Origin of the sequence: Streptomyces sp. NPDC088725 (assembly GCF_044751305.1) — a bacterium.
Classification (GTDB): Bacteria; Actinomycetota; Actinomycetes; order Streptomycetales; family Streptomycetaceae; genus Streptomyces.
Map to the genome: position 1 here is coordinate 468,593 of NZ_JBIVLO010000006.1, position 20,934 is coordinate 489,526.

17 protein-coding genes are annotated in these 20,934 nt (G+C 68.9%); 15 read left to right on the forward strand and 2 right to left on the reverse strand.

The genetic code is table 11. The features are described 5' to 3' along the window. The first annotated feature begins 156 nt into the window (after nt 1-156). Both ACIP6N_RS18475 and ACIP6N_RS18480 read left to right on the forward strand, forming a co-directional pair. A complete protein-coding gene (locus ACIP6N_RS18475; protein WP_401816802.1) occupies nt 157-918 on the forward strand; it encodes a GntR family transcriptional regulator in 762 nt (253 codons plus the stop codon). A 174-nt stretch (nt 919-1,092) separates the two neighbouring features. Then, nucleotides 1,093-2,637, forward strand: a complete 1,545-nt coding sequence (locus tag ACIP6N_RS18480) for a hypothetical protein (protein WP_401816804.1) — start codon at nt 1,093-1,095, stop codon at nt 2,635-2,637. 29 nt (nt 2,638-2,666) lie between these two features. Here ACIP6N_RS18480 and ACIP6N_RS18485 read toward each other — a convergent pair whose 3' ends face one another. Next, a complete protein-coding gene (locus ACIP6N_RS18485) occupies nt 2,667-2,918 on the reverse strand; it encodes a hypothetical protein (RefSeq protein WP_401816806.1) in 252 nt (83 codons plus the stop codon). A 35-nt stretch (nt 2,919-2,953) separates the two neighbouring features. Between ACIP6N_RS18485 and ACIP6N_RS18490 the strand changes: the two genes are divergently transcribed. From ACIP6N_RS18490 to ACIP6N_RS18505, 4 genes are all read left to right on the forward strand, one after another. Then, nucleotides 2,954-3,859, forward strand: a complete 906-nt coding sequence (locus ACIP6N_RS18490) for a hypothetical protein (RefSeq protein ID WP_401816808.1) — start codon at nt 2,954-2,956, stop codon at nt 3,857-3,859. A 62-nt stretch (nt 3,860-3,921) separates the two neighbouring features. Next, nucleotides 3,922-8,610, forward strand: a complete 4,689-nt coding sequence (locus ACIP6N_RS18495) for a hypothetical protein (RefSeq protein ID WP_401816809.1) — start codon at nt 3,922-3,924, stop codon at nt 8,608-8,610. Nucleotides 8,611-8,937: 327 nt separating this feature from the next. Next, nucleotides 8,938-9,924, forward strand: coding sequence for a helix-turn-helix domain-containing protein (locus ACIP6N_RS18500; protein WP_401816894.1), 987 nt, complete (start codon nt 8,938-8,940; stop codon nt 9,922-9,924). Nucleotides 9,925-10,020: 96 nt separating this feature from the next. Then, entirely contained in the window at nt 10,021-10,818 is a 798-nt protein-coding gene (locus ACIP6N_RS18505; protein WP_401816810.1) for an SDR family oxidoreductase, read from the forward strand. A 366-nt stretch (nt 10,819-11,184) separates the two neighbouring features. On the opposite strand, the gene ACIP6N_RS18510 is transcribed toward ACIP6N_RS18505, so the two are convergent. Then, a complete protein-coding gene (locus tag ACIP6N_RS18510; protein WP_401816812.1) occupies nt 11,185-11,313 on the reverse strand; it encodes a hypothetical protein in 129 nt (42 codons plus the stop codon). 5 nt (nt 11,314-11,318) lie between these two features. Between ACIP6N_RS18510 and ACIP6N_RS18515 the strand changes: the two genes are divergently transcribed. The 9 genes from ACIP6N_RS18515 to ACIP6N_RS18555 all read left to right on the forward strand — a co-directional run bounded on the left by ACIP6N_RS18515 (nt 11,319) and on the right by ACIP6N_RS18555 (nt 20,452). Beyond that, complete coding sequence (locus ACIP6N_RS18515; protein ID WP_401816813.1) at nt 11,319-11,903, forward strand: DinB family protein; 585 nt, start codon at nt 11,319-11,321, stop codon at nt 11,901-11,903. 149 nt (nt 11,904-12,052) lie between these two features. Continuing rightward, nucleotides 12,053-12,382: a hypothetical protein gene (locus tag ACIP6N_RS18520; protein ID WP_401816815.1), complete on the forward strand. Its 330-nt coding sequence runs from the start codon at nt 12,053-12,055 to the stop codon at nt 12,380-12,382. Nucleotides 12,383-12,911: 529 nt separating this feature from the next. Further along, nucleotides 12,912-16,676, forward strand: coding sequence for a DUF6531 domain-containing protein (locus ACIP6N_RS18525; protein WP_401816817.1), 3,765 nt, complete (start codon nt 12,912-12,914; stop codon nt 16,674-16,676). Between the two features lie 71 nt (nt 16,677-16,747). Further along, nucleotides 16,748-17,449, forward strand: a complete 702-nt coding sequence (locus ACIP6N_RS18530; protein WP_401816818.1) for an RHS repeat-associated core domain-containing protein — start codon at nt 16,748-16,750, stop codon at nt 17,447-17,449. A gap of 32 nt (nt 17,450-17,481) precedes the next feature. Beyond that, on the forward strand, nt 17,482-18,159 hold the full coding sequence (locus ACIP6N_RS18535; protein ID WP_401816819.1) for a hypothetical protein: 678 nt from the start codon (nt 17,482-17,484) through the stop codon (nt 18,157-18,159). Nucleotides 18,160-18,264: 105 nt separating this feature from the next. Then, entirely contained in the window at nt 18,265-18,603 is a 339-nt protein-coding gene (locus ACIP6N_RS18540; RefSeq protein ID WP_401816896.1) for an RHS repeat domain-containing protein, read from the forward strand. Between the two features lie 53 nt (nt 18,604-18,656). After that, nucleotides 18,657-19,790, forward strand: coding sequence for an RHS repeat domain-containing protein (locus ACIP6N_RS18545; RefSeq protein WP_401816821.1), 1,134 nt, complete (start codon nt 18,657-18,659; stop codon nt 19,788-19,790). A 32-nt stretch (nt 19,791-19,822) separates the two neighbouring features. Then, on the forward strand, nt 19,823-19,972 hold the full coding sequence (locus ACIP6N_RS18550) for a hypothetical protein (protein ID WP_401816822.1): 150 nt from the start codon (nt 19,823-19,825) through the stop codon (nt 19,970-19,972). Between the two features lie 18 nt (nt 19,973-19,990). Continuing rightward, nucleotides 19,991-20,452 (forward strand): hypothetical protein, encoded by a 462-nt coding sequence (locus ACIP6N_RS18555; RefSeq protein ID WP_401816824.1) that lies wholly within the window; start codon nt 19,991-19,993, stop codon nt 20,450-20,452. Nucleotides 20,453-20,934 lie beyond the last annotated feature (482 nt).

Below are 20,934 nucleotides of genomic sequence, written 5' to 3' on the forward strand. Positions count from 1 at the left end.
CCGTGGGGAGAGAAACCGAGAAGATTGTTCAACGATCCCACAAGGGGCATGTTGTGTCGCTGTCCCTTCCGGTTCGTTCCCCCTTCCGGTTCGTTCTCTCTTCAGGACTTCTAGGATTGAATCCGGGAAACTCGGCAAACAGGGGGAGCGCGCGCTGTGGGGACCACCGGGACGGCCAGGACGGCCGGCACGACCGGGGCGTCGGGGGCCGCGCTCGGCCCGCTGTCGGACGACCGCGCGCTGCTGGGCCGTACCAGTACGGCGGAGCGCGTCGCGGAGATCCTCCGTACCCGCATCGCGGAAGGCCACTTCCCGCCAGGAGAACGGCTCTCCGAGGACGCCATCGGGAAGGCACTCGGCGTTTCGCGCAACACCCTGCGCGAGTCTTTCCGGCTGCTGACCCACGAGCGGCTGCTGGTGCACGAACTGAACCGCGGCGTCTTCGTACGCGTGCTCGCCGTCGAGGACGTACGGGACATCTACCGCACGCGCCGCCTGGTCGAGTGCGCGGTGGTACGGGGGCTCGGCGCGCCTCCCTTCGATGTCGGCGGCCTCGAAGAGGCCGTGGAGGCCGGGGAACTCGCGGCCGATGAGCAGGCATGGAAGGGCGTCGCGACGGCGAACATCCACTTCCACCGTGAACTCGTCGCGCTGGCGGGCAGCGTGCGCACCGACGAGCTGATGCGCGGCGTGCTCGCCGAACTGCGCCTGGCCTTCCACGTGGTGGACGATCCGAGGGGGCTGCACGAGCCGTACCTCGTACGGAACAGGCAGTTCCTCGAAGCCCTCAAGTCCGGGGACGGCGCGGGCGCGGAGCGGCTGCTCGCCGCGTATCTGGACGACTCGCGCGACCAGCTGATCGAGGTGTACGCGCGTCTCGTCGCGGCCGGCGGGACCGCCACAGCCGTACGGGACTGAGCTCCGGCAGCGCTTCCGCCGGGCTCACTTCGGGCTTCTTGCGGTCTCCTTCCTGGTCTCTTCCGGCTTCCGCCGGGCTTCTTCCATGATCCTTCCGCGCTTCTTCCGTACTTCGCCGCGTGGTCACTCTGCGCCGTTTCGGCCGTTGTCAGTCCGAGGACCTAATCTGTCCACGTGACTTCGCCTGCCTCGACGGAATCCGTTCCGCCCCAGCTCAGCGCGCGGCCGCGGCCCGCGCAGGGCCCGGCCGCCGACGAAGGGCTCGCGCGGCGGCTGCGCGCGCTCGCGTGCACCGCGCCGCTGCATGATCTGGACACCCGCAAGGCCAATCTGGCGGGCGAGTTCTCGGTCTACGCGATGGCCGAGATCGCGCTCGCCGCCATCGATCTGGTCACGCTCAACATGGACTTCGACACCGGGGCCGACCACGACCAGATAGTGGCCAGGCTGCTGCCGCGCGTCGCAGCCCAGGCACCACGCCGTCCGGTCACCGAGCACGAGCGGGTCGCCCGCTGGGTGCTGGAGAATCTGATCAACGTCGGCAGTGTCGACCGCGGATTCCGCGCGGTCTACGGCACGTTCGGCACGGACGGCGTCTACACCCGCAGGGATTACGACTTCAAGCTCATCGAGGAAGTGCCCGGCGACGGCGGCAGCGTCTACCTCCGCACCACCGACGAAGCGGTGAACGTGCTGGTGGGCGCGCTCGACACGGACGTCACGAGCGCGCAGATCGCCGCCGAGGTCAAGCTGGAGGTGCTGATCAACAGGGGCAGGCTCGCCGACGCCCAACTCGCCGCCGAGCAGGCCAGGTACCGCACCGTGCAGTACGCGGAGACGCTCCGCAGGACGCTGGAGGCGACCCGCCGCAACGTCCGCGCGGTCGACTGGCTCAACGCGGTCCCGGACATGATCGACGAGGCGCTGGACCACGTAGCCGACCGCTACCGCCATGAGAACGCGATCCTCAACAACATCCGCAAGGCCCGCGACGAGGCGGAGACCGGCTCCGACCCGAAGACGGCCGAGCACAAGCGGCGCGCCGCCGAGCTGGTCGACATAGTCAAGGACTGCATCCGCAGGCACACACAGCTCCAGTCCCGGCTGTTGGAGGCAGGCCCGCTGTTCCGCGCGGAGCAGGACCGCCAGGCCTTCGCGCGGCCCACCAACCGCACCGGCCTCGACCTGTACGGACAGCTGGTCGCGCCGATCCTGCCACTGCCCGTCGAGCAGGCCACGCGCGTGACGGACGCGTTCTTCGCGCGTGGCACGGGTCTGCGCACGCCGACGGCGGTCCGGGTCAGCGATCTCATCGGCCTGCTGCTGACGCCACCGGTCGAACGCGAGCATCTGGGCGCGGAGATGCCGGAGCCCGACCTCATCGCGACGCCCGACGACAGCCGCTTCAGCGAGGAGCAGCTGGCGTCCGCGATGGAGTTGCTGGACCTCGAACACGACGCGCCGCGCCGCCTGTCCGGCCTGCTGGCCGAGGCCCGCGGCCGCGACCCCGAACTGCCGTATCTGGTCGCCCTGCTCGCCATTCACGCCGCGAGCCCGCCGGTGGGCACGGCCTACCGGCAGGGCGAACGGCAGCTGCTGTTCGCCGTGGACGACGGCACGGTGCTCGACGACCCGGAGTTCGGCGGCGCCGACCTGATAGTGGGAACGGCGCTGCTGGACGTGGCGGGCATGGCAGCCGGCCGTACGGAGGCGGCGTGAGCGCCCCCGCCCAGCGGCGCACGCCACGGTCACCGCACCGGCGCACGGGCGGCGTTGGCACGGCGACGGCCCCCGCCCGTACGCGTACGCCTCGCCGCACTCACACCGCCGGCCGTACGCGTACGGGCGGCCGCACTCACACCGCCGGCCGTACGCGTACGGGCGGCCGCACTCACACCGCCAGTCGTGCCCGTACCGCAGGCCGTGCCCGTACCGCAGGCCGTACCCGTACCGCCGGCCGCGTCGTTCTCGTCACAGCCACCACTCACCGCACGCGTCACACCCCTCACCCCACCCACCGCAAGGAGCAGCAGTCGTGAGCGACCACCCCGCAGAGCACAGCGCCGCGTGGGGCGATCCCGGCGAGGCGGCCGAGGCCACCGCGCCGAGCACGAGCGGCGCGCTCACACCCGCCGACGCGGCGGACGCCGCACGGCTCGTCTCCTTCGGGCTCCAGCCGAAGCTGCTGCCCGCCCGGGACACCGAGTACACCGAACTGCTGCGGCGCTACCGCGAGGACACCGCCTTCGCGCGGATCGCCGACGCCATCGCCACCGGCTTCGGGCTGATCGTCCTCGAGGTCTCCCCACGCGCCGGCATGGCCGTGACGGCGGCGGAGGACTCCGTCTTCGCGGTCCGGATGGGCGACTACGCCCGCCGCGCCTCCACCGACTCCGGCGACCGCTTCCTGCACGGCCTCGCCCATCTGGCGGTCGCGGCCATGTCGTTCCCCCGTCCCGAAGATCTGGCGGACGACGGTTACATCGGCCGGATCACGGTCAACGGCGTCGACGCCTTCGTACGCCAGGCGTGCCGCCGCCTCGAGGAGCGGGCCGAGGCGGAGGGCGAGAACACCGACCCGTCGACGGAAGCGCCCGGTCTCGAAGCGGCCTGGCGGACCTACGCCCGCCGCAGCGCGACCGGCGCCACCAAGGACGCCCGCAGGCTGGCCGGTTCGACCACCGGCATCATCGGGAAGGCCGTCGCCTTCCTCACCGACTCCGGTTTCCTCCAGCGCACCGGCGACGACGCCGGAGGCGCGTACCGCACCACCGCCCGCTACCAGCTCCAGGTGCGCGATATGGCGGGCGACGCGGCCATGGCCGAGCTTCTCGAGCTGGGCATCGTGCCGGTCAGTGACGGCTCGGCCACGCTGCTGCCGCCGCCCGACGCCGAAGGTCTCGAACTGGCCGCCGACGCGGGCCTGCCCTTCCACACCTGACCCGGCCCGCTGCCGGCCCAAGCCCCACCCCCCACTGTTATTACCAACGAGAGTCCGCCGCCATGTACGAGCTGTCCCGGGTCCGCCTCTACTCCATCGGGCCTGCCGGTGCGCGCTACGCCGACACCCTGCTCGACCTGCGCGGGGTGGGCGCGCCCGTGCCCACCCCTGCTCCCACCCAGGCGGAGTTCTTCGAGGAGGAGCCCGTAGGGCCACCGCGCCGCCCGGCCCCCGCCGGCGTGCTCTTCCTGGAGAACGGCGGCGGTAAGTCCGTCCTGCTCAAGCTGATCTTCTCGGTGATGCTGCCCGGTCACCGCAACACCCTCGGCGGCGCCAGCTCGGGCGTGCTGCGCAAGTTCCTGCTCGCCGACGACTGCGGCCATGTCGCCCTGGAATGGCAGCATGTGCTCACCGGCGAGCTGATCGTGGTCGGCAAGGCCAGTGAGTGGCGCGGCCGTCAGGTGTCCAACGACCCGAGGAAGTTCGCGGAGGCCTGGTACTCCTTCCGTCCGGGACCCGGACTCAGCCTTGACTCCCTGCCCGTCGCCGAGTCCGCGGCGGTGCGCAGACCGGTCGAGGGCGCCTCCGGCGCACGCGGCAGGCGCCGCACGATGAAGGGCTTCCGGGACGCCATCACCGAGGCGGGCAAGGTCTATCCGCACCTGGACATCCACTGGGAGGAGATCCACGACCGCTGGAACGAACACCTCGGCGAGATGGGCCTCGACCCCGAACTGTTCCGCTATCAGCGGGAGATGAACGCCGACGAGGGCGAGGCCGCCGGACTCTTCGCGGTCAAGAAGGACTCCGACTTCACCGACCTGCTGCTGCGCGCCGTCACCGACACCCGCGACACGGACGGACTCGCCGACCTCGTCAGCGGCTTCGGCAACAAACTGGGCCGCAGGGCCGAACTCACCGCGGAGCGCGACTTCACGGCGGGCTCCGTCGACCTGCTCGGCCGGATCGTCGACGCGACGGAGATCCGCTCCCGCGCCCGCGACATCCACACCGCCGCCGAGCGCCGCGCCCGGATGCTCGTACGCCGTCTCGGAGCCCGCGCCACCGACGAGCGCAGCCGCGCCGCCGACCTCGCCCAGCAGGTCACCGGCGCAGCGCACACCGTCACCGAGGCCGAGGAAGCCCGTGGCCGCAGCGCGCTCATCGCCAGTGAACTGGCCTACCGGCACGCCTCCCTGGCCCTCACCGCCGCCGAGAAGCGAGCCGCCGCCCAGCGCCGCGAGCTGACCGACGCCCGTACGCTCCACTCCGCCTGGCAGGCCGCGGAGAACGTGCTGCGCCACCGCGCCGCCGCCGACCGCTCGGCCCGTGTGGCCGTCGCGATCCGGGAGGCGGAGCGCGACGCGGCGCCCGCCCTGGCCGCGCGCGCCACGGCCGCCGCCGACCTCGTCCGCGCGCTGCACGCCGCAGCCGAGGACGGCGAGCGCGTCGCCAACGAGGAAGAGGAGCGCTCGGCCGCTCTCCAGGAGATCGGCGAAGCCGCGCACCGCGACGCGACGGCCGCCGCCACCGAGGCGCAGCGCGCCCGCAGCGAGACGGGGCACCTGCGCCAGCGCCTCGCCGAGGTCGGACAGGAGACCGAGGAGGCGGTACGGGCCGGCTGGCTGGACGACTCCGCGCCCGACGCCGACCCGGCCCGCGCGGCGCTCGCCGCCAGCGACGCGGAGAAGTCGGCGGTCGCCGCCTGGGACACCGCCCGCGAGGCCGCGCGCATCGCGGCCGACCTGGCCAGGGAGACGGCTGCGGCCGAGTCCCGCGCCGAACTGGCCGCGGCCCGCGCCACCGATGCCGCCCAGGCCACGGAGCGCGCGTACGACGCGGAGCGGCGCGCGGCGGAATCGATCGCCGCCGAGGAACGCCTCGCGGAACTGCTGAGCCTGCCGGGCACGCCGCCTGTCCAGGCCGGGGTCCCAGCACCCCGCAGCGGCGAACAGAGCGGCGCCCCCGGTAAGCCCACCCCCGTACCCGTCCCGCAGCGCGCGGCCGCAGAAGGCGCCCTGAGCGCGGACGAGTTGGACCGTTACGCCGACGAACTGCGCGAACTGCTCGACCAGGGCGTCGCCTCCGCCGAGCGCCAGCTGTTCGACCTGCGGACCGTCGCCGCCGACGACTCCCGCATCCTCGGCGCGCTCGGCGACGGCGGCCTGCTGCCCCCGGGCCCCGACGTCCTCGCCACCGTCGAATACCTCGGCGAGCACGGCATCCCCGCACTGCCCGGCTGGCGTTACCTGGCCCAGGCCGTCGCCCCCGCCGACCACGCGGCGGTCCTTGCCGCCAGGCCAGGACTCGTCGACGGCGTCGTCATCACCGACCCGGCCTCGCACGCCCGCGCGCGCGAAGTCCTCGCGGGCGCGGCACTGCTGCCGCGCTCCGCCGTCGCCGTCGGCACCTCGGCCGCACTGCTCGCCCCCGTACCGGAGCCGGACAGCGGAAGCGAGGACGGCGTGTTCCTCGTACCGCCGAACCCCGCGATGCACGACGAACACGCAGCCGACGAGGAGCGGCAGGCCCTGCGCGCCCGCGAGGCCGCCCGCAACGAAGAGATCAAGGTGCTCGCGGCCCGGCTCGCCGGCGACCGCTCCCTCGCAGCCCGCCTCAACTCCTGGCGCACGGACTGCCCGCCGGGCATGCTCGCCGAACTCGCCGCGGGCGCCGCCTCGGCACGGGAATCCGCCGAGACGTCGGCGGCCACGCTCGCCGAGGCCCGTCTCGCACGCGCCGAGGCGGACGAAGCAGCAGCCGAGACCGCCCGCGTCCGCGACGAACGCCAGGAGACCGCCCAGCGGGCCCGCCGCGCCGCCGACGCACTCTCCGGGCTCGCCTACCGGCTCCGCGAGCGCGCGGGCTGGCAGGTCAAGCTCCGCGAACTGGCCGACGAGGCAGCCGAGTCCGAGGCCCGCGCGACCTCCTGCCTGGAACGGGCCCGCGCCGCCGACGAGGACCGCAGGGCCGCCCAGCGCGCCGCCGACGACGCCCGCCGCACCGCCCGCGCGCTGCGCGCCGAACGCGCCGAGATCGCCGGCGCGCCGGAAACGCTCCCGGAGCCCGACCCGGACGCCCCGCGCGTCGCCCTGCCCTCGCTCCGGGAGTCCTACCGCGCTGCCTCCCAGCTGTACGAGAAGGTCGGCGTCGGCGCCGACCTGCGCGCCGAACAGGCCCGGGCTGAGAGCGACGAGAGCGCCGCCCTCGCCGAACTGGACCGCCTCACCAACAAGGTGCGCACCCGCGCCGCCCAACTCCTCGAATCCACCGACGGCGCCGACGGCCCGTCCCGGCAGGCCGCCGCCGCCCGCGCCGAATCACTCGTCCAGATGCTGGAGCAGCGGGTCACGGCCACCAGTGAGCAACTGGGCCGGCTGCGTGGCGAGGCCGAACGGCTGGCCCCCGCCGACGGCGACGCGCACACCGAACTGCCCGAGGACCAGGTCCCCACCGACGCCGAGCAGGCCCAGACCCTGCTGCGTACCGCGACCACCGAACTCGCGGTACGCACCGACGCGTTGGACACCGCCCGCGCCGCCCACGCGGAACTGCTGCACGCCCACCGGGGCGCCGAGGACGCGGCGGGCGGCTTCGAGGAGACCGCCGCGATGCTGCGCGACCTGCTGCGCGGCGCCGCCACCGAGGAGGAGGCGGACGAGGAGGCACAGGCGTCCCCGGAGCCGTACCCCGGCACTCTGGAGGAGGCCCGGCATTCCGGGGCCGAGGCCCGCCGTTCGCTGCGCGGCTGCGCCTCCGACCTGTCCACGGCGGAGGCGACCGTACGGGAAACCTGCGACGTGCTCGTACGGCACGCCAACTCCACTCGCTACGAGCAGGTGCGCACCCCCGCCCGCCAGCAGATCCGTGAGCTTCCGGCGGCGGCCCTCCCCGAACACGCCGACCGCTGGGCACAGGCCTTCGCGCCCCGACTGCGAGTACTGACGGACGAGTTGGCGCAGCTGGAACGCAACCGCGACTCCATCGTGGACCGGCTGCGCGGGCTGGTGGAATCCGCGCTGACAACCCTCCGTTCCGCCCAGCGGCTCTCCCGGCTGCCCGAGGGCCTGGGGGAGTGGTCGGGGCAGGAGTTCCTGCGCATCCGCTTCGAGGAGACGGACAGGGCCACGCTCAACGAACGGCTGGGCGAGGTCATCGACGAGGCGACCCGCGCCGCCGTCAAGAAGAACTCGGACCTGCGCAGGGACGGCATGACGCTGCTGCTGCGCGGCGTCCAGGCGGCGCTGGAGCCCAAGGGCGTCGCCGTCGAAATCCTCAAGCCGGACGCCGTACTGCGCGCGGAGCGGGTGCCGGTCGGGCAGATGGGCGACGTCTTCTCCGGCGGCCAGCTGCTCACCGCCGCCATCGCCCTCTACTGCACGATGGCCGCCCTGCGCAGCAACGACCGCGGCCGGGACAAGCACCGGCACGCGGGCACGCTCTTCCTCGACAACCCGATCGGCCGCGCGAACGCCACGTACCTGCTGGAACTCCAGCGCGCCGTCTCGGACGCGCTGGGCGTCCAACTCCTCTACACCACAGGCCTGTTCGACACCACGGCACTCGCCGAATTCCCCCTGGTCATCCGCCTGCGCAACGACGCGGACCTGCGCGCGGGCCTGAAGTACATCAGCGTGGAGGAACACCTGCGCCCGGGCCTGCCGCACCAGGACCCGGAGGGCGAAAAGGTCCACGGAGAGATCACCGCGACGCGCATGTTCAAACGAACCCCGGAACCGGCCATGGAGTAACCGGACCCCGCCGACCGCGCCCCCGCTTCACGGCTCAATGCGCTCGGGCGCTCAGCGCGGCGGCACGGTCGGGCTGCACGGTCTGGTCTCGGCTGAGCAACTGGCCGCATGCACCCGCATGTACCGAGAAGGGGAGGGAACCCGGCGTAGGCCGCAGGCAGTGGCACGGTCGCCACTGGGATGCCCGTCCGGCGACCGTGACTATGTAGGCCGGATCGCATCACATTTTGCCTGGCCACTTCCTTGTTGAAGTGCTCGTCCGCATGGGATGAAAGTGGAGGAGCAGTGGCAAGCCGCTCGGGGACTCGATGAGAGTTGGTGGGGGACGTGCTGGTCGAGACGGTGTTCCGGAGTGAGGACGTGCCTGCGGCGGACCGTTTTGAGTGCTGGCGGGAGCTCATGAGCCGGGCATACGCGCCGATGGAGCTGCGCAGCGACCATGCGGCCGACTTCCGGGTGCACCAGCGTTTGATCGGACTCGGTGCGGTATCGGTATGGCCGGGTGAATTTCTGCCACTGGTCTTTCGGAGGACGCCGAAACTGATCAGGCAGTCCGACCCCGAGGTCTACCAGCTCACTCTCGTCCTGAAAGGCAGCGGGACACTCATCCTGGGCAGGGACGAAGTGACCTGCGACGCGTACGAGTTCCATACGAACGAATCCTCGCGGCCGTCCGAGACATGGACCGGCCAGGAGCAGCTCAGGATCGTCGGAGTTGAGTTTCCCAAGGAGCAGTTGCCCATGCCGAGGGGCCGGGCCGATCAGGCGATCGGGCGGCGGATGTCCGCGAAGGAAGGCGTAGGCGCGCTGCTGGCCCAGTTCCTCATCCAGCTGACCAGCGACACCGCTCAATACGCTCCTGAGGACGGACCCCGTCTGGGAATGGTCGTGACCGACCTGGTGGCCGCCCTGTTCGCCCACAGCCTCGGCAGCGACACGTCCCTGGCGCCGGACACCCGTCGGCGAACGCTGACCCTGCGGATTCAGGCATTCATCCAGCGGCACCTGCACGACCCCGACCTGACCCCGCGCTCGATCGCCGCCGCACACCACATCTCCCTCAGCTACCTCCACCGCCTGTTCCTGGACGAAGACGCCACGGTCGCCTTCTGGATCCGGCGGCAGCGCCTGGAACGCGCCCGCCACGACCTCACCAACCCCGCGTTCCGAACTGCCCCCATCCACTCCATCGCCACCCGCTGGGGATTCACCCACCACGCCGATTTCAGCCGCGCCTTCCGCACCGCCTACGGCCTTCCGCCCAGGGACTACCGTCACCAAGCCACCCACTCTTGGGCGCAGACGCAGCGTTGACGGCTCCGGAGCACGCCGTTCCCGCCATGAGTGTGAGCGCGGCAGGGCCCGGGAAACCGGGTGCCGTCTGAAGGACGGCCCGCCAGGATGAGGTTCATGAATGGTGAGACGAACGGGGAGAGCCGGCACGACGTGGAAGAGACGGGGCACCCGCTTGCCTTGGTGACGGGGGCGGGACGTTCGGCGGGGATCGCGGCGGCCGTGGTGCTGAATCTGGCCCGGGACGGGTGGGACGTGGCCTTCACGTACTGGACTCCGTATGACGCGCGCATGCAGTGGGGCATGGAGCCGGGTGCGCCGGAGGAGCTGCGGAACAAGGTGGCGTCCCTTGGGGCGAGGACGTTCGCGATCGAGGCGGACTTGAGCGACCCGGCCGTGCCGGCTCAGCTCTTCGACAGCGTCGAGCGTGAGCTGGGGAACGTCACCGCGCTGGTGCTCTGCCATTGCGAGTCGGTCGACTCCGGGCTGCTGGACACGACGGTGGAGAGCTTCGACCTGCACTTCGCGGTCAACGCGCGGGCAGCCTGGCTGCTGATCCGGGAGTACGGGCTGCGGTTTCGCGGACAGCACGGCAGCGGACGCGTCGTCAGCCTGACCAGTGATCACACAGTCGGCAACCTCCCGTATGGGGCAAGCAAGGGAGCGATGGACCGGATCACGCTGGCCGCCGCCCGTGAGCTCGCCCACCTGGGAGTGACCTGCAACGCGATCAATCCCGGACCGACCGACACCGGGTGGATGGCTGAGGAGCCGAAGGAGGACATGATCCGCTCCACGCCCCTGGGACGCCTCGGTGTGCCGCAGGACTGCGCGAATCTCGTCTCGTTTCTCTGCTCGCCGGAGGGCGGATGGATCAACGCCCAGCTTCTCCAGAGCAACGGCGGCCTCGGATAGCCCCGTGCGCAGGACGTGGTGCACGGATATTCTCCGCGGACGATTTCGGAGGCGCAGGTGGCCCGCTATTCGAATGCCGACGACGGGCACGAGCTTGCGAGAGAGAGATAGAAGGATGGATATTGAATTTTTGCCGCATGTTGGTTCGGGGGCGTTCCGGCTCGGTATGTCGCTTGATGACGCTCTCGCAGAGGCTCGGGCCTGGGGGAGCGTCATCAACCTCCCAAGGGTGAACGCCCGCCGGGAACATATGTCGTCGCCAGTGAGACGTGTACCGTCAACTGCGGTAGCTTCGACTACCCCGTGGACGTAGAGGGGGATCCCCTTTATTACGACTGCGTTCTGATCACCGTCCAAGAGGTTGTCTCATGTGGCAAGTTTCGCGAGATTCTTGTAGCAGGTCAGGGCGGCGGCCTCGGCCAGGCCTCGGCTCTGCCAGTCGTTGCGGACCCTGTACGGGATCTTGAGACCATGAGCAGCCCATGGCAGGCTCATGCCGCATGATCGATGAATTCGCGAAAGACAACCTGCACGGGAGACTGCGGCAGAACCGCAAGGCGCTGCTCTGGAAACTCGACGGCTTGTCCGAATACGACGCCCGCCGACCTTTGACAGCGACCGGGACCAACCTCCTCGGCCTGGTCAAACACGTGGCCACCGTCGAGGCCAGGTACTTCGGCGAGGTCTTCGACCGCCCTTCCCCGGAACTGCTGCCCCGGTGGCAGGACTCCATCGGCAGCGATCTGTGGGCGACCGAGGACGAGACCCGCGATCAGATAATCGGGTTCTACCGGCGCACGTGGGAACACTCGGACGCGACGATCAACGAGCTTCCCCTCGATACCTTCGGCCACGTGCCGTGGTGGCCGAAGCCTTATGCCGACACCAACCTGTTCGCCGTCATGGTCCACGTCCTCGGTGAGTCCATCCGGCATGCCGGGCACGCCGATATCCTGCGCGAGGGCCTCGACGGCCGGACCGGGTTGCGCGCCGAATTCGAGAAGGAGATCGACGAGGAATCCCGTGCAGCCTACTGCGCGAAGATCGAGCAGGCCGCCAGGTCGGCCGCACCAATCAAGGATTAAGCCTCGATCCGCAGGGTGCTCTGGCGATGATCTTCGGGAGCGAATAGGGAACTGGAGTTGTTGCCGTACATCGGCGTCGCGCGTTTTCGGCTCGGTATGTCGGTTGGGGAAGTGCGGGACGCGGTGCGGGAGGGGGGCTGTTCCGGATCGTGTCGAGCGATCCGGTGCCTGGGCAGATCCAGCTGACAAATGACGAGTTCAGGTTGAACATCATGCTCGGCTTCTCCAAGGGAGCGCTGAGCAGCATTGAGCTGTTTCGGTTCCGGAACGAGGACACCGACGTGCGGGTGGTGCTTGATGGGCTCGATGTCTTCCGCACGCCGAGCGCGGCCCTCTTTGAGCAGCTCGCGGAGCGGGGCCACACCATCGAAGAGGACGACATGGGTTTCGACGGACTGCCGGAGCTGAACAAGAGACTCGCCAACCAGAGCAGTTACGAGTATCCGACGGACGAAGAGGGGGCCCCGAACGCCTTGTAGTCGTCGGGTAGCCGCACCTGGAGTTCCGAATCGATGGCGGATCAGTCCCGCGGCTGCGGGGTCGCGGTGTCCACCCCCAGAATTCTGACGAGACGACGTACATGCTCGTTCACGGAATCTGCCCTCTGTGTCCCAGTCTCGGGTTCGTTGGCGAAGCAGACCTGGTTGGTGCCGGTGATTGTGCCTTGGGAAGGTACTGGAATCCATCGGAGCCTCGTGCCTCCAGCCCGACATTTCCGGACTGGCGATGTCGGCGGCGTAGGCGCCCGGATTCAGCCGGGGCTCGTTGCCACTTGACGGCCACGGTGGCGCCGATGCCTACGCAAGAGGTGTCACGTCGCTACCGGTGCGCGTGTTCCCGTACGGAAGTCCCCAACCCGGCAGGTAGAGCTACAACGGCCTCCCCACTCAAGGCCACTTGGAAGCCCAGCATCCATCCGCAAGCGTGTTCGGAGCTGCACTAGAGTTTCACCCGCAACGCATGAGCGCGGCTTCCGCGAACAGGTGCAGCAACGGGGGAGATACGGGGATGGGCTACACAATTCCGGGCTGGCTGGATGAGGTCCTGGACTTCATCGGGATCAAGTTCCCGAATGTGGACGAGGACGACTACCGTGAAATGGCTGACGCCATGAGGGAGTTCGCGGAGCAGTTCGAGGGCCATGGCGGCGACGCGCACACGGCGTTCTCACGGATCCTGTCCTCCTCGGAGGGCTGGGCCGTCGACGCCATGGAGAACCACTGGAACCAGGTCAAGGCGAGCCATCTGGAGAAACTCCCGGAGCTTGCCCGGCTGTTCGCGGATGCCTGCGACGTCCTGGCGGACATCATCTTCGGAATGAAGACCAAGGCCGAGATCGAACTGGGCGTCATGGCGGCCTCGGTGGGTATCTCGGCCGGGTTCGCCTTCGTGACCGGCGGCCTGTCCGCGCTGATCGGCGCGGCCGAGATTACGGCGATGCGGCAGGCGGTCAAGCGGATCATCGACGAGGCCGTGGACCGGATCGTCGACGAGGTCCTTGCGAAGATCACCGAGCCGATCAACGCCAAAATGGAGGCGATGGTCGAGGACATGGTGCTCGACCTGGCAGACGGGGCGTTCTCCATGCCGCCCGTCGAAGGGAGCGGCGGGTCCGGAGGCAGTAGCGGCGGACAGAGTGGACACGGCGGGCATGGAAGTATGCACATCGCCTCCGCCGGCGGCTCCTACGGAAGCAGCGGCGCGGGCGGCGCTCAGAAGGCCACCAGGATTGACCACACCGAGTTCGAGGACGGTGCCGGGCAGGTCTCGCGGCGCGGCAGCGAGCTGCACGCGGCCGCTTCCCTGCCGCTCGGGCGGGCCAGGGGCGCGTTCGGCCGCAGCAAGGGCCGTGATCCGTTCACGCAGGCCTTCGACAGCGTGCTGCACGGCGCGCTCAAGGGCTCTGAGAAGGCTCTGGGCAAGATAGCCAAGCACATCACGGAGACCGTGCCGGACCGGGTGAAGGCTGCCTCGCGGATACACAAGGAGACGGACCACGACGTCCGTGACCGTCTGCACGCCATCACATCCGGAAGGAAAGAGGGCGCCGAGGACGGCGGCCGCACCCGCGTCAACGCGGTCCGGCGCCTGCCCGGCTCCATGAAGGACGCTCTCGACACGGCGCGTCAGAGGGCCGTCGCCATGGCGACGCGCCGCTGCAAGACCGATCCGGTCGACATCGCCAGCGGTGAAATGGTCCTCTCCCAGACGGACTTGGCGCTGCCCGGCATCCTGCCTCTGGTACTACGGCGTACCCACATATCCGGCTATCGCTACGGCCACTGCTTCGGACCCAGCTGGGCCTCCACCCTCGACGAGCGCCTGGAGTTGACGGGCAGTGGCGCCGTCTGGGCCCGCGAAGACGGTTCCCTGCTGGTCTACCCTCAACTGCCCCGCGAGTCGGGCGAAGAGATACTGCCGCTGGAGGGCGAGCGCATAGCGCTCACCTTCGACGGCCGGTCAACTCTCGGCGACGTCACATACGCCACGACCGATGTCCGTGCGGGCCTTACCCGCCGGTTCACCGGCAACCCGTATGCCTCCGGCGGCCTGTACTGGCTGGGCGAGATCGAGGACCGCCACGGCAACGCCCTGCAGTTCGCACGCGATACCGAAGGCCTCCCCTCAATGGTCCTGCACGAGGGCGGCTATCGCGTGCGTGTCACGAGCGACACAGGAATAGGCCGGGTGGCCTCGCTGGATCTGCGGACACCGGAAGGCCGGGTCCGTGTCGCCTCGTTCGGGTACGACGCTGCCCACGACCTCGACGCGGTGTCGGGAGCGCGCGGCGTGCCGCTGAGGTTCACGTACGACGGCGAGCACCGCGTCACGTCATGGACCGACCGAAACGGTCACACGTACCGCTACGTGTACGACGCGGCCGGCCGGGTCGTGGAGACGATCGGCCCCGGCGGCGCGCTGTCCTCACGCTTCGCCTACGACACCGCCGCCCGCGAAACCCGCTTCACCGACTCCACCGGAGCGGTCACCATCACCCTCCTCAACGCTCTCGGGCAGACCGTCAGCGAGACCGACCCGCTTGGCCACACGGTGCGCTTCGAGTGGGACCGCTACGACAACCTCCTTGCTCGGACTGACGAGTTGGGCCACACGTCCAGGTTCACGTACGACGACGCGGGCAACCTGCTGATCGTCCACTACCCGGACGGGCGTCAGGCGTCGACCACGTACAACGCCCTGCACCTCCCGGAGACGATGACCGGCCCTGACGGCATCGTGTGGCGCCAGACCTTCGACGAGCACGGCAACCGCACCGCGATCGTCGCGCCAGACGGCACCTCGACCACTTTCACCCATGACGCGGCGGGTGCCGTCGCAGCCGTCACGTTCCCGACCGGCGAGACCGAGACGCGGAGTAACGATCAGGCGGGCCTGCCCCTTTCGGTCTCCGACGGGCACGGTGCCACCTACGCGGTGCGCCGCGACGCCTTCGGGCGGCCGTACGAGTCCGTCGACCCGGCCGGTTCCGTAACCCGCCTGGAGTGGACGGCGGACGGCTGGCTGACCCGGAGCATCGCCCCTGACGGGGCCACGGACTCGTGGACGTACGACGAGGAAGGCAATTGCCTCACGTACACCGATCCGCTGGGCGGCATTGTTCGCTTCGAGTACACGTGGTTTGACTTGCTCGCAGCACGCACAGGCAAGGACGGAGTGCGCTACGAGTTCACGTACGACAACGAGCTGCGGATCACCGGCGTCCTGAACCCCGAAGGGGCGACCTGGCGTTATCGCTATGGGCTGTCGGGTCTGACTGCTTCTCAGACCGACTTCGACGGCCGTACCACCGCTTACGAGTACGACTCGGCGTCCCGACTCGTCGCCCGGACAACCCCACTCGGGCAGCGCATCACCATGGACTACGACACCGTGGGCAACTTGCTCGCAAAGTACGCGGACGGTGTCGTCACCCGCTACACCTACGACGCCGCGGACCGTCTCGTGGAGGCCGACTCGGCGTCGTCCTCCCTGGCCGTGGAGCGGGACACCGTCGGGCGCTTGGTGGCGGAGACCGTCGACGGGCGTACCATGCGGTACAGCTACGATCAGCGCGGTGCGCTCGCCTCCCGCGTGACCCCGACCGGAGCGTTCACGTCGTACGACTATGACGCCGCAGGCAATCGGGTGCGCGTCGACAGCTCAGGGCATGAACTCGGCTTCGCACGGGATAAATTGGGCCGCGAGCTGCGGCGGACGCTAGGGCCCGCGCACGCGCCGGTGACCCTGTCCTCGCAGTGGGACTCGATCGGACGTCTGACGGGACAGTCGGTCATCACGGCCCGTGGTTCGGTGCGGGACCGGTCATACACGTACCGCGCCGACGGCTTCTTGACCGGCATAACCAACGAACTGGCAGGTATGGACTGGCGCTTCGAGCTTGACCCGGTGGGCCGCCCGCTGGGCGTCACGGCCGGAGACTGGTCGGAGCGCTACACCTACGACGCCACGGGTAATCAGACTCACGCCCAGTGGCCCGATCGGGCGCGGCACATGGGGAGCCGCGGCGAGCGGACCTACGACGGGACGCGGCTGTCCTATGCGGGCGCGACGCGCTACGAGTACGACGCCGCGGGAAGAGTCGTGTTGCGTCAGAAGCGCCGCATGTCCCGCAAGCCCGACACCTGGCACTACACGTGGGACGCTGAGGACCGACTGGAGTCCTGTACCACTCCGGACGGCACGGTGTGGCGCTATACATACGACGCGCTGGGCCGCCGCACCGCCAAGCACCGCATAGCCCGGACGGGGTGACAACTGCGTCCTCGGTCCACTTTTCCTGGGACGCCACAAGGCTCGCTGAGCAGACAGACACGTTGTCCGGCGTGACGCTGACCTGGGACTACGAGGGGCACCGCCCCGTTTCCCAGCTCGAGCGCCGGCTGACGCCGGGCTCCCCGCAGTCAGACGTGGACAGCCGTTTCTTCGCCATTGTCACTGACCTCATCGGCACACCGACCGAACTCGTTGACGAACAGGGCGACATCGCCTGGTACAAGCGCACGACGGTCTGGGGTCTTACGGCCTGGAACCGCGAGGCCGATGCCTACACGCCGCTCCGCTTCCCCGGCCAGTACGCCGACCAGGAAACCGGTCTCCACTACAACCTGAACCGACACTACGATCCCGAGACCGGCCGGTACGTCTCGACGGACCCGCTGGGCCTAGGGCCCGCCCCCAACTCGGCCGCGTACGTCGTCAACCCCCACACGGCAATGGATCCCGAAGGCCTGATATCCAAGGGGTGCACGCTCAAGGGCGGCTGGTACGGCGGTCTGTTGCCCGCGAACCTCGACGACCAAGGCAACCCTCTGCCCAAGGACAGCAGGGAGGTCAATCACATTCCGCCTAAGGCGGCATGGAAGAACATCAGCGATCCGGGCTTCTACCGTGCCGGCAAACCGCACGCGGATCAGGAGGTACTCGCGGCCCGGCGATCCCCATGGACCGCGACGATCACCAACAGCTCTACAGCACTGGTTACAGCCATGAAACGCAGGCGTGGCACCAATGGCAGCGAGATCTAATCGGGCAGGGCCGCATCACCGAGGCCATGCGGATGGACATCGACGACATCAAGTCGCGGTTCCCGGGCAAGTACGACCAGCACATAGAGGACATGGTCAACAGCCTGCAGCACAACAAGCGCGTTGCAGAGGATGCTCGCGAACCACGGGGGGTGGTCGATCGACACAGCTGCTCTGTTGAAATAGGACGAGCGGAACAGACCGAACTTGTGAATGGAGAAGGACCAAGGATGGACATCGAGATCACGCCGCACGTCGGTGCCGGCCCCTTTCAGCTCGGCATGTCTTTCGACGATGCCATGGAGACGGCACGGGAGCGGGGCGCCACGGTGAAGCACAGCCCAGAGGGCGGGAGGCCGCCGGGTAAGTACGTGGTGAAGCACTCGGACGTCACGCTGAACTTCGTGCTGATATTCGACGCGCGGGAGCAGCTGGACAGCGTCGAGCTGTGGCGGTTCGTGAACGAGGATGAGGACGTGAACGTCTCGCTCGATGGCCTCGACGTGTTCCGCACGCCCAAGAAGAAGCTGCGACGCGAGATCGAACGGCGAGGACACACCATCGACTACAACGACGCCGGCTTCGACGGGATCGCCGACTACAACGTCATCCTGGCCAACGCGAGCAGCCAGGAACTCCCGGCAGATCCCAGGACCGGATTTGCGCTGTACTTCGACTACCTCCTCGTGGCCCGGAAGATCGCGCCCTGAGGTTCGGCGCTGTGCTCGCTCGAGTTTGTCTCAGTGGCGGTGCTGTCAACGCCGAGGCCAGCAGCCCGGGAGGGCCCCCTCTCTGCCAGCCTCGGGTGAGACGCCCTGGGCCGCCTGCTCGCGGAGACGGTCGACGGACGCAGCATGCGGTTCGCCTACGACCCGCACGGCGAACTGGCCTCGCGGACCACACCGACCGGGGCTATGACGTCGTACGTCTACGACAGCGCGGGCAACCGTGTACGCGTGGAATGCGGCGGCCATGCACTGGACTTCTCACGCGACACGTTCGGCCGGGAAACACAGCGCACCCTGGGGCCGGCACACGCACCGGTCACGCTCGCCTCGCAGTGGGACACGATCGGCCGCCTTTCGGGCCGGTCGCTCACCACGCCCCGCGGCACTCTCCGGTCGCAGACGTACACCACCGGGGCGGGTTCCTGACTCACATCACGGACCAACAGACTGGTCTGGCCTATCAGTTCGAACTCGACCCTGTGGGGCGCCCGCTCGGCGTCACGGCAGGCGACTGGACGGAGCGGTACACCTACGACTCCGCCGGGAACCAGACGAGTGCCCGGTGGCCCGGCAGGGCCCGGGACACGCAGGGCGGCGAACGGACCTACAGCGGGACGCGGTTGGTCGGCGCGGACGGGCTGCGCTACGAGTACGACGACGCCGGGCGGGTCGTACTGCGCCAGAAGCAGCGTCTGTCCCGCAAGCCCGAGACCTGGCGCTACACGTGGGACGCGGAGGACCGTCTGGAGTCCTGCACCACACCGGACGGCACCGAATGGCGCTACACCTACGACGCGTTGGGCCGCCGCACCGCCAAGCACCGCATGACCGCCGACGGGCACGCCGTCGCGGCCACGGTCCGCTTCGCGTGGGACGGCACACAACTGGCAGAGGAGACCGACACGGCCACCGGCGTGACGCTGACGTGGGAGTACGAGGGCCCGCAGCCCATGTCCCAACTGGAGCGCAGACTGCCGGCCGACACCGGTCAGCAGGAGGTGGACAGCCGGTTCTTCGCCATCGTCACGGACGTCATCGGCGCCCCGACCGAACTCGTCGACGAACAGGGCGACATCGCCTGGCACAAGCGCTCCACCGTGTGGGGCGTCACCTCCCGCAACCGCGACGCCCGGGCCCTGACGCCGCTGCGCTTCCCCGGTCAGTACGCGGACCAGGAGACGGGCCTGCACGACAACCTGAACCGGCACTACGACCCTGAGACCGCGCGCTATATGTCGGCGGACCCGCACGGCCTCGTGCCCGCGCCGAATCCGGCCGCGTACGTCGTCAACCCCTTCACTTGGATGGACCCCGAGGGTCTGATAGCCAAGGGGTGTACGCAGGAGGGCGGCTGGTACGGGGGCTGCTGCCGGCGAACCGGATGGCGAGCGGAAGCCAGTATCCGCAGAAGATGGAGGTCAACCACATCCCGCCCAAGGCAGCCTGCAAGGACCTCATTGAGCCTGGCTTCTATATCGCGAACAAGCCGCACAAGATGCAGATGGTCAACAATGGTCCTTCTATTCGCATGGAGTACAAGGAGCACCGAAAGCTCTACAGCACCGGGTCCTCGCCGGAGTCCCTGGCGTGGCATCAGTGGCAGCGCGAGCTGATCAACCAGGGGCGCATCACCCAGGCTATGCGTATGGACATCGACGACATCAAGGGGCGGTTCCCGGGCAAGTACGACCAGCACATCGAGGAAATGGTAAACAGCCTGAAGCACAACAAGCCCCTCCAGGCAATGCTTCAGAAGCGGGGATGGGCAATTGACGAGTCCGCCTTGCTGGCGTGAATATCTGAGGGAGTCAATATGGAACTGGAGTTGTTTCCGCATTCCGGTGTCGAGCTTTTTCGGCTCGGCATGTCGGTGGAGGAGGCGCGGGACACGGTGCAGGCGTGGGGTCTGTTCCGGACCGTGTCGAGCGACCCGGTGCCCGGGCAGATCAACCTGTTGCACGAAGAGTCCGGGCTGGACATCGTGCTCGGGTTTACCTCGGGAGCACTGAGCGGCGTTGAGCTATTTCGGTTCACGAACGAGGACGCCGACGTGCGGGTGGTGCTTGATGGGCTCGATGTCTTCCGCACGCCGAGCGAGGGCCTCTTGGAACAGCTTGCGGAGCGGGGCCACACCATCGAAGAGGACGATGGGGGCTTCGACGGCCTGCCGGAGCTGAAGGTGCGCCTGGGCAACGAGAGCAGTTACGAGTATCCGATGGACGAAGAGGGGTACCCGATCTACTACGACTACGTGCGGGTCGCAAACCTGATGTGAGCGGGGCGGCGAATCCGGTACTCGCCCCAGTGCGGGTTACTGCGATTTCCGCTGCAAAGCGGGCGGTTGATTGGGGCGGTTGATCCGTATTCTTCGGATCGTGGTCGCACTCGCATATGCCCTCATCGCCACTGATCTGAAGAACGCTGCCGCGCGGCATCGGCACGGCCTCCGACCGGAACCGCGCCGCTCTGGCCGAAGCCACCGGCGCGGGCTTCCGGCACATCGTGATGTCGGGTGGGGGTTCTCGTACGGCGGGACGGAGGAGCGCGTCACCGCCGTCTTTCCGTACGTCGCGGACCGGCCATCCGCATGGATCGCGACGAGCACCTGGAATTCTGCAGCACCAGCTATGGCTTTGAGGCGCACGTGTCGGACCAGAGGCAACAGGAGAGCTGATCGGTCAGGCCGCACCACCCGAGGCCAGCGGACGGACACCAACGACATCAAGGCGAAGTTCCCAGATTGTAGGAACCGCTCGG

What these genes read in the sequence shown, in the direction of transcription:
- ACIP6N_RS18495 (WP_401816809.1), top strand. Translation starts at nt 3,922, where the DNA reads ATGTACGAGCTGTCCCGGGTCCGCCTCTACTCCATCGGGCCTGCCGGT.
- ACIP6N_RS18505 (WP_401816810.1), top strand. Translation starts at nt 10,021, where the DNA reads ATGAATGGTGAGACGAACGGGGAGAGCCGGCACGACGTGGAAGAGACG.
- ACIP6N_RS18510 (WP_401816812.1), bottom strand. Translation starts at nt 11,313, where the DNA reads ATGAGCCTGCCATGGGCTGCTCATGGTCTCAAGATCCCGTACAGGGTC.
- ACIP6N_RS18515 (WP_401816813.1), top strand. Translation starts at nt 11,319, where the DNA reads ATGATCGATGAATTCGCGAAAGACAACCTGCACGGGAGACTGCGGCAG.
- ACIP6N_RS18525 (WP_401816817.1), top strand. Translation starts at nt 12,912, where the DNA reads ATGGGCTACACAATTCCGGGCTGGCTGGATGAGGTCCTGGACTTCATC.
- ACIP6N_RS18535 (WP_401816819.1), top strand. Translation starts at nt 17,482, where the DNA reads ATGGACATCGACGACATCAAGTCGCGGTTCCCGGGCAAGTACGACCAG.
- ACIP6N_RS18550 (WP_401816822.1), top strand. Translation starts at nt 19,823, where the DNA reads ATGGACATCGACGACATCAAGGGGCGGTTCCCGGGCAAGTACGACCAG.
- ACIP6N_RS18555 (WP_401816824.1), top strand. Translation starts at nt 19,991, where the DNA reads ATGGAACTGGAGTTGTTTCCGCATTCCGGTGTCGAGCTTTTTCGGCTC.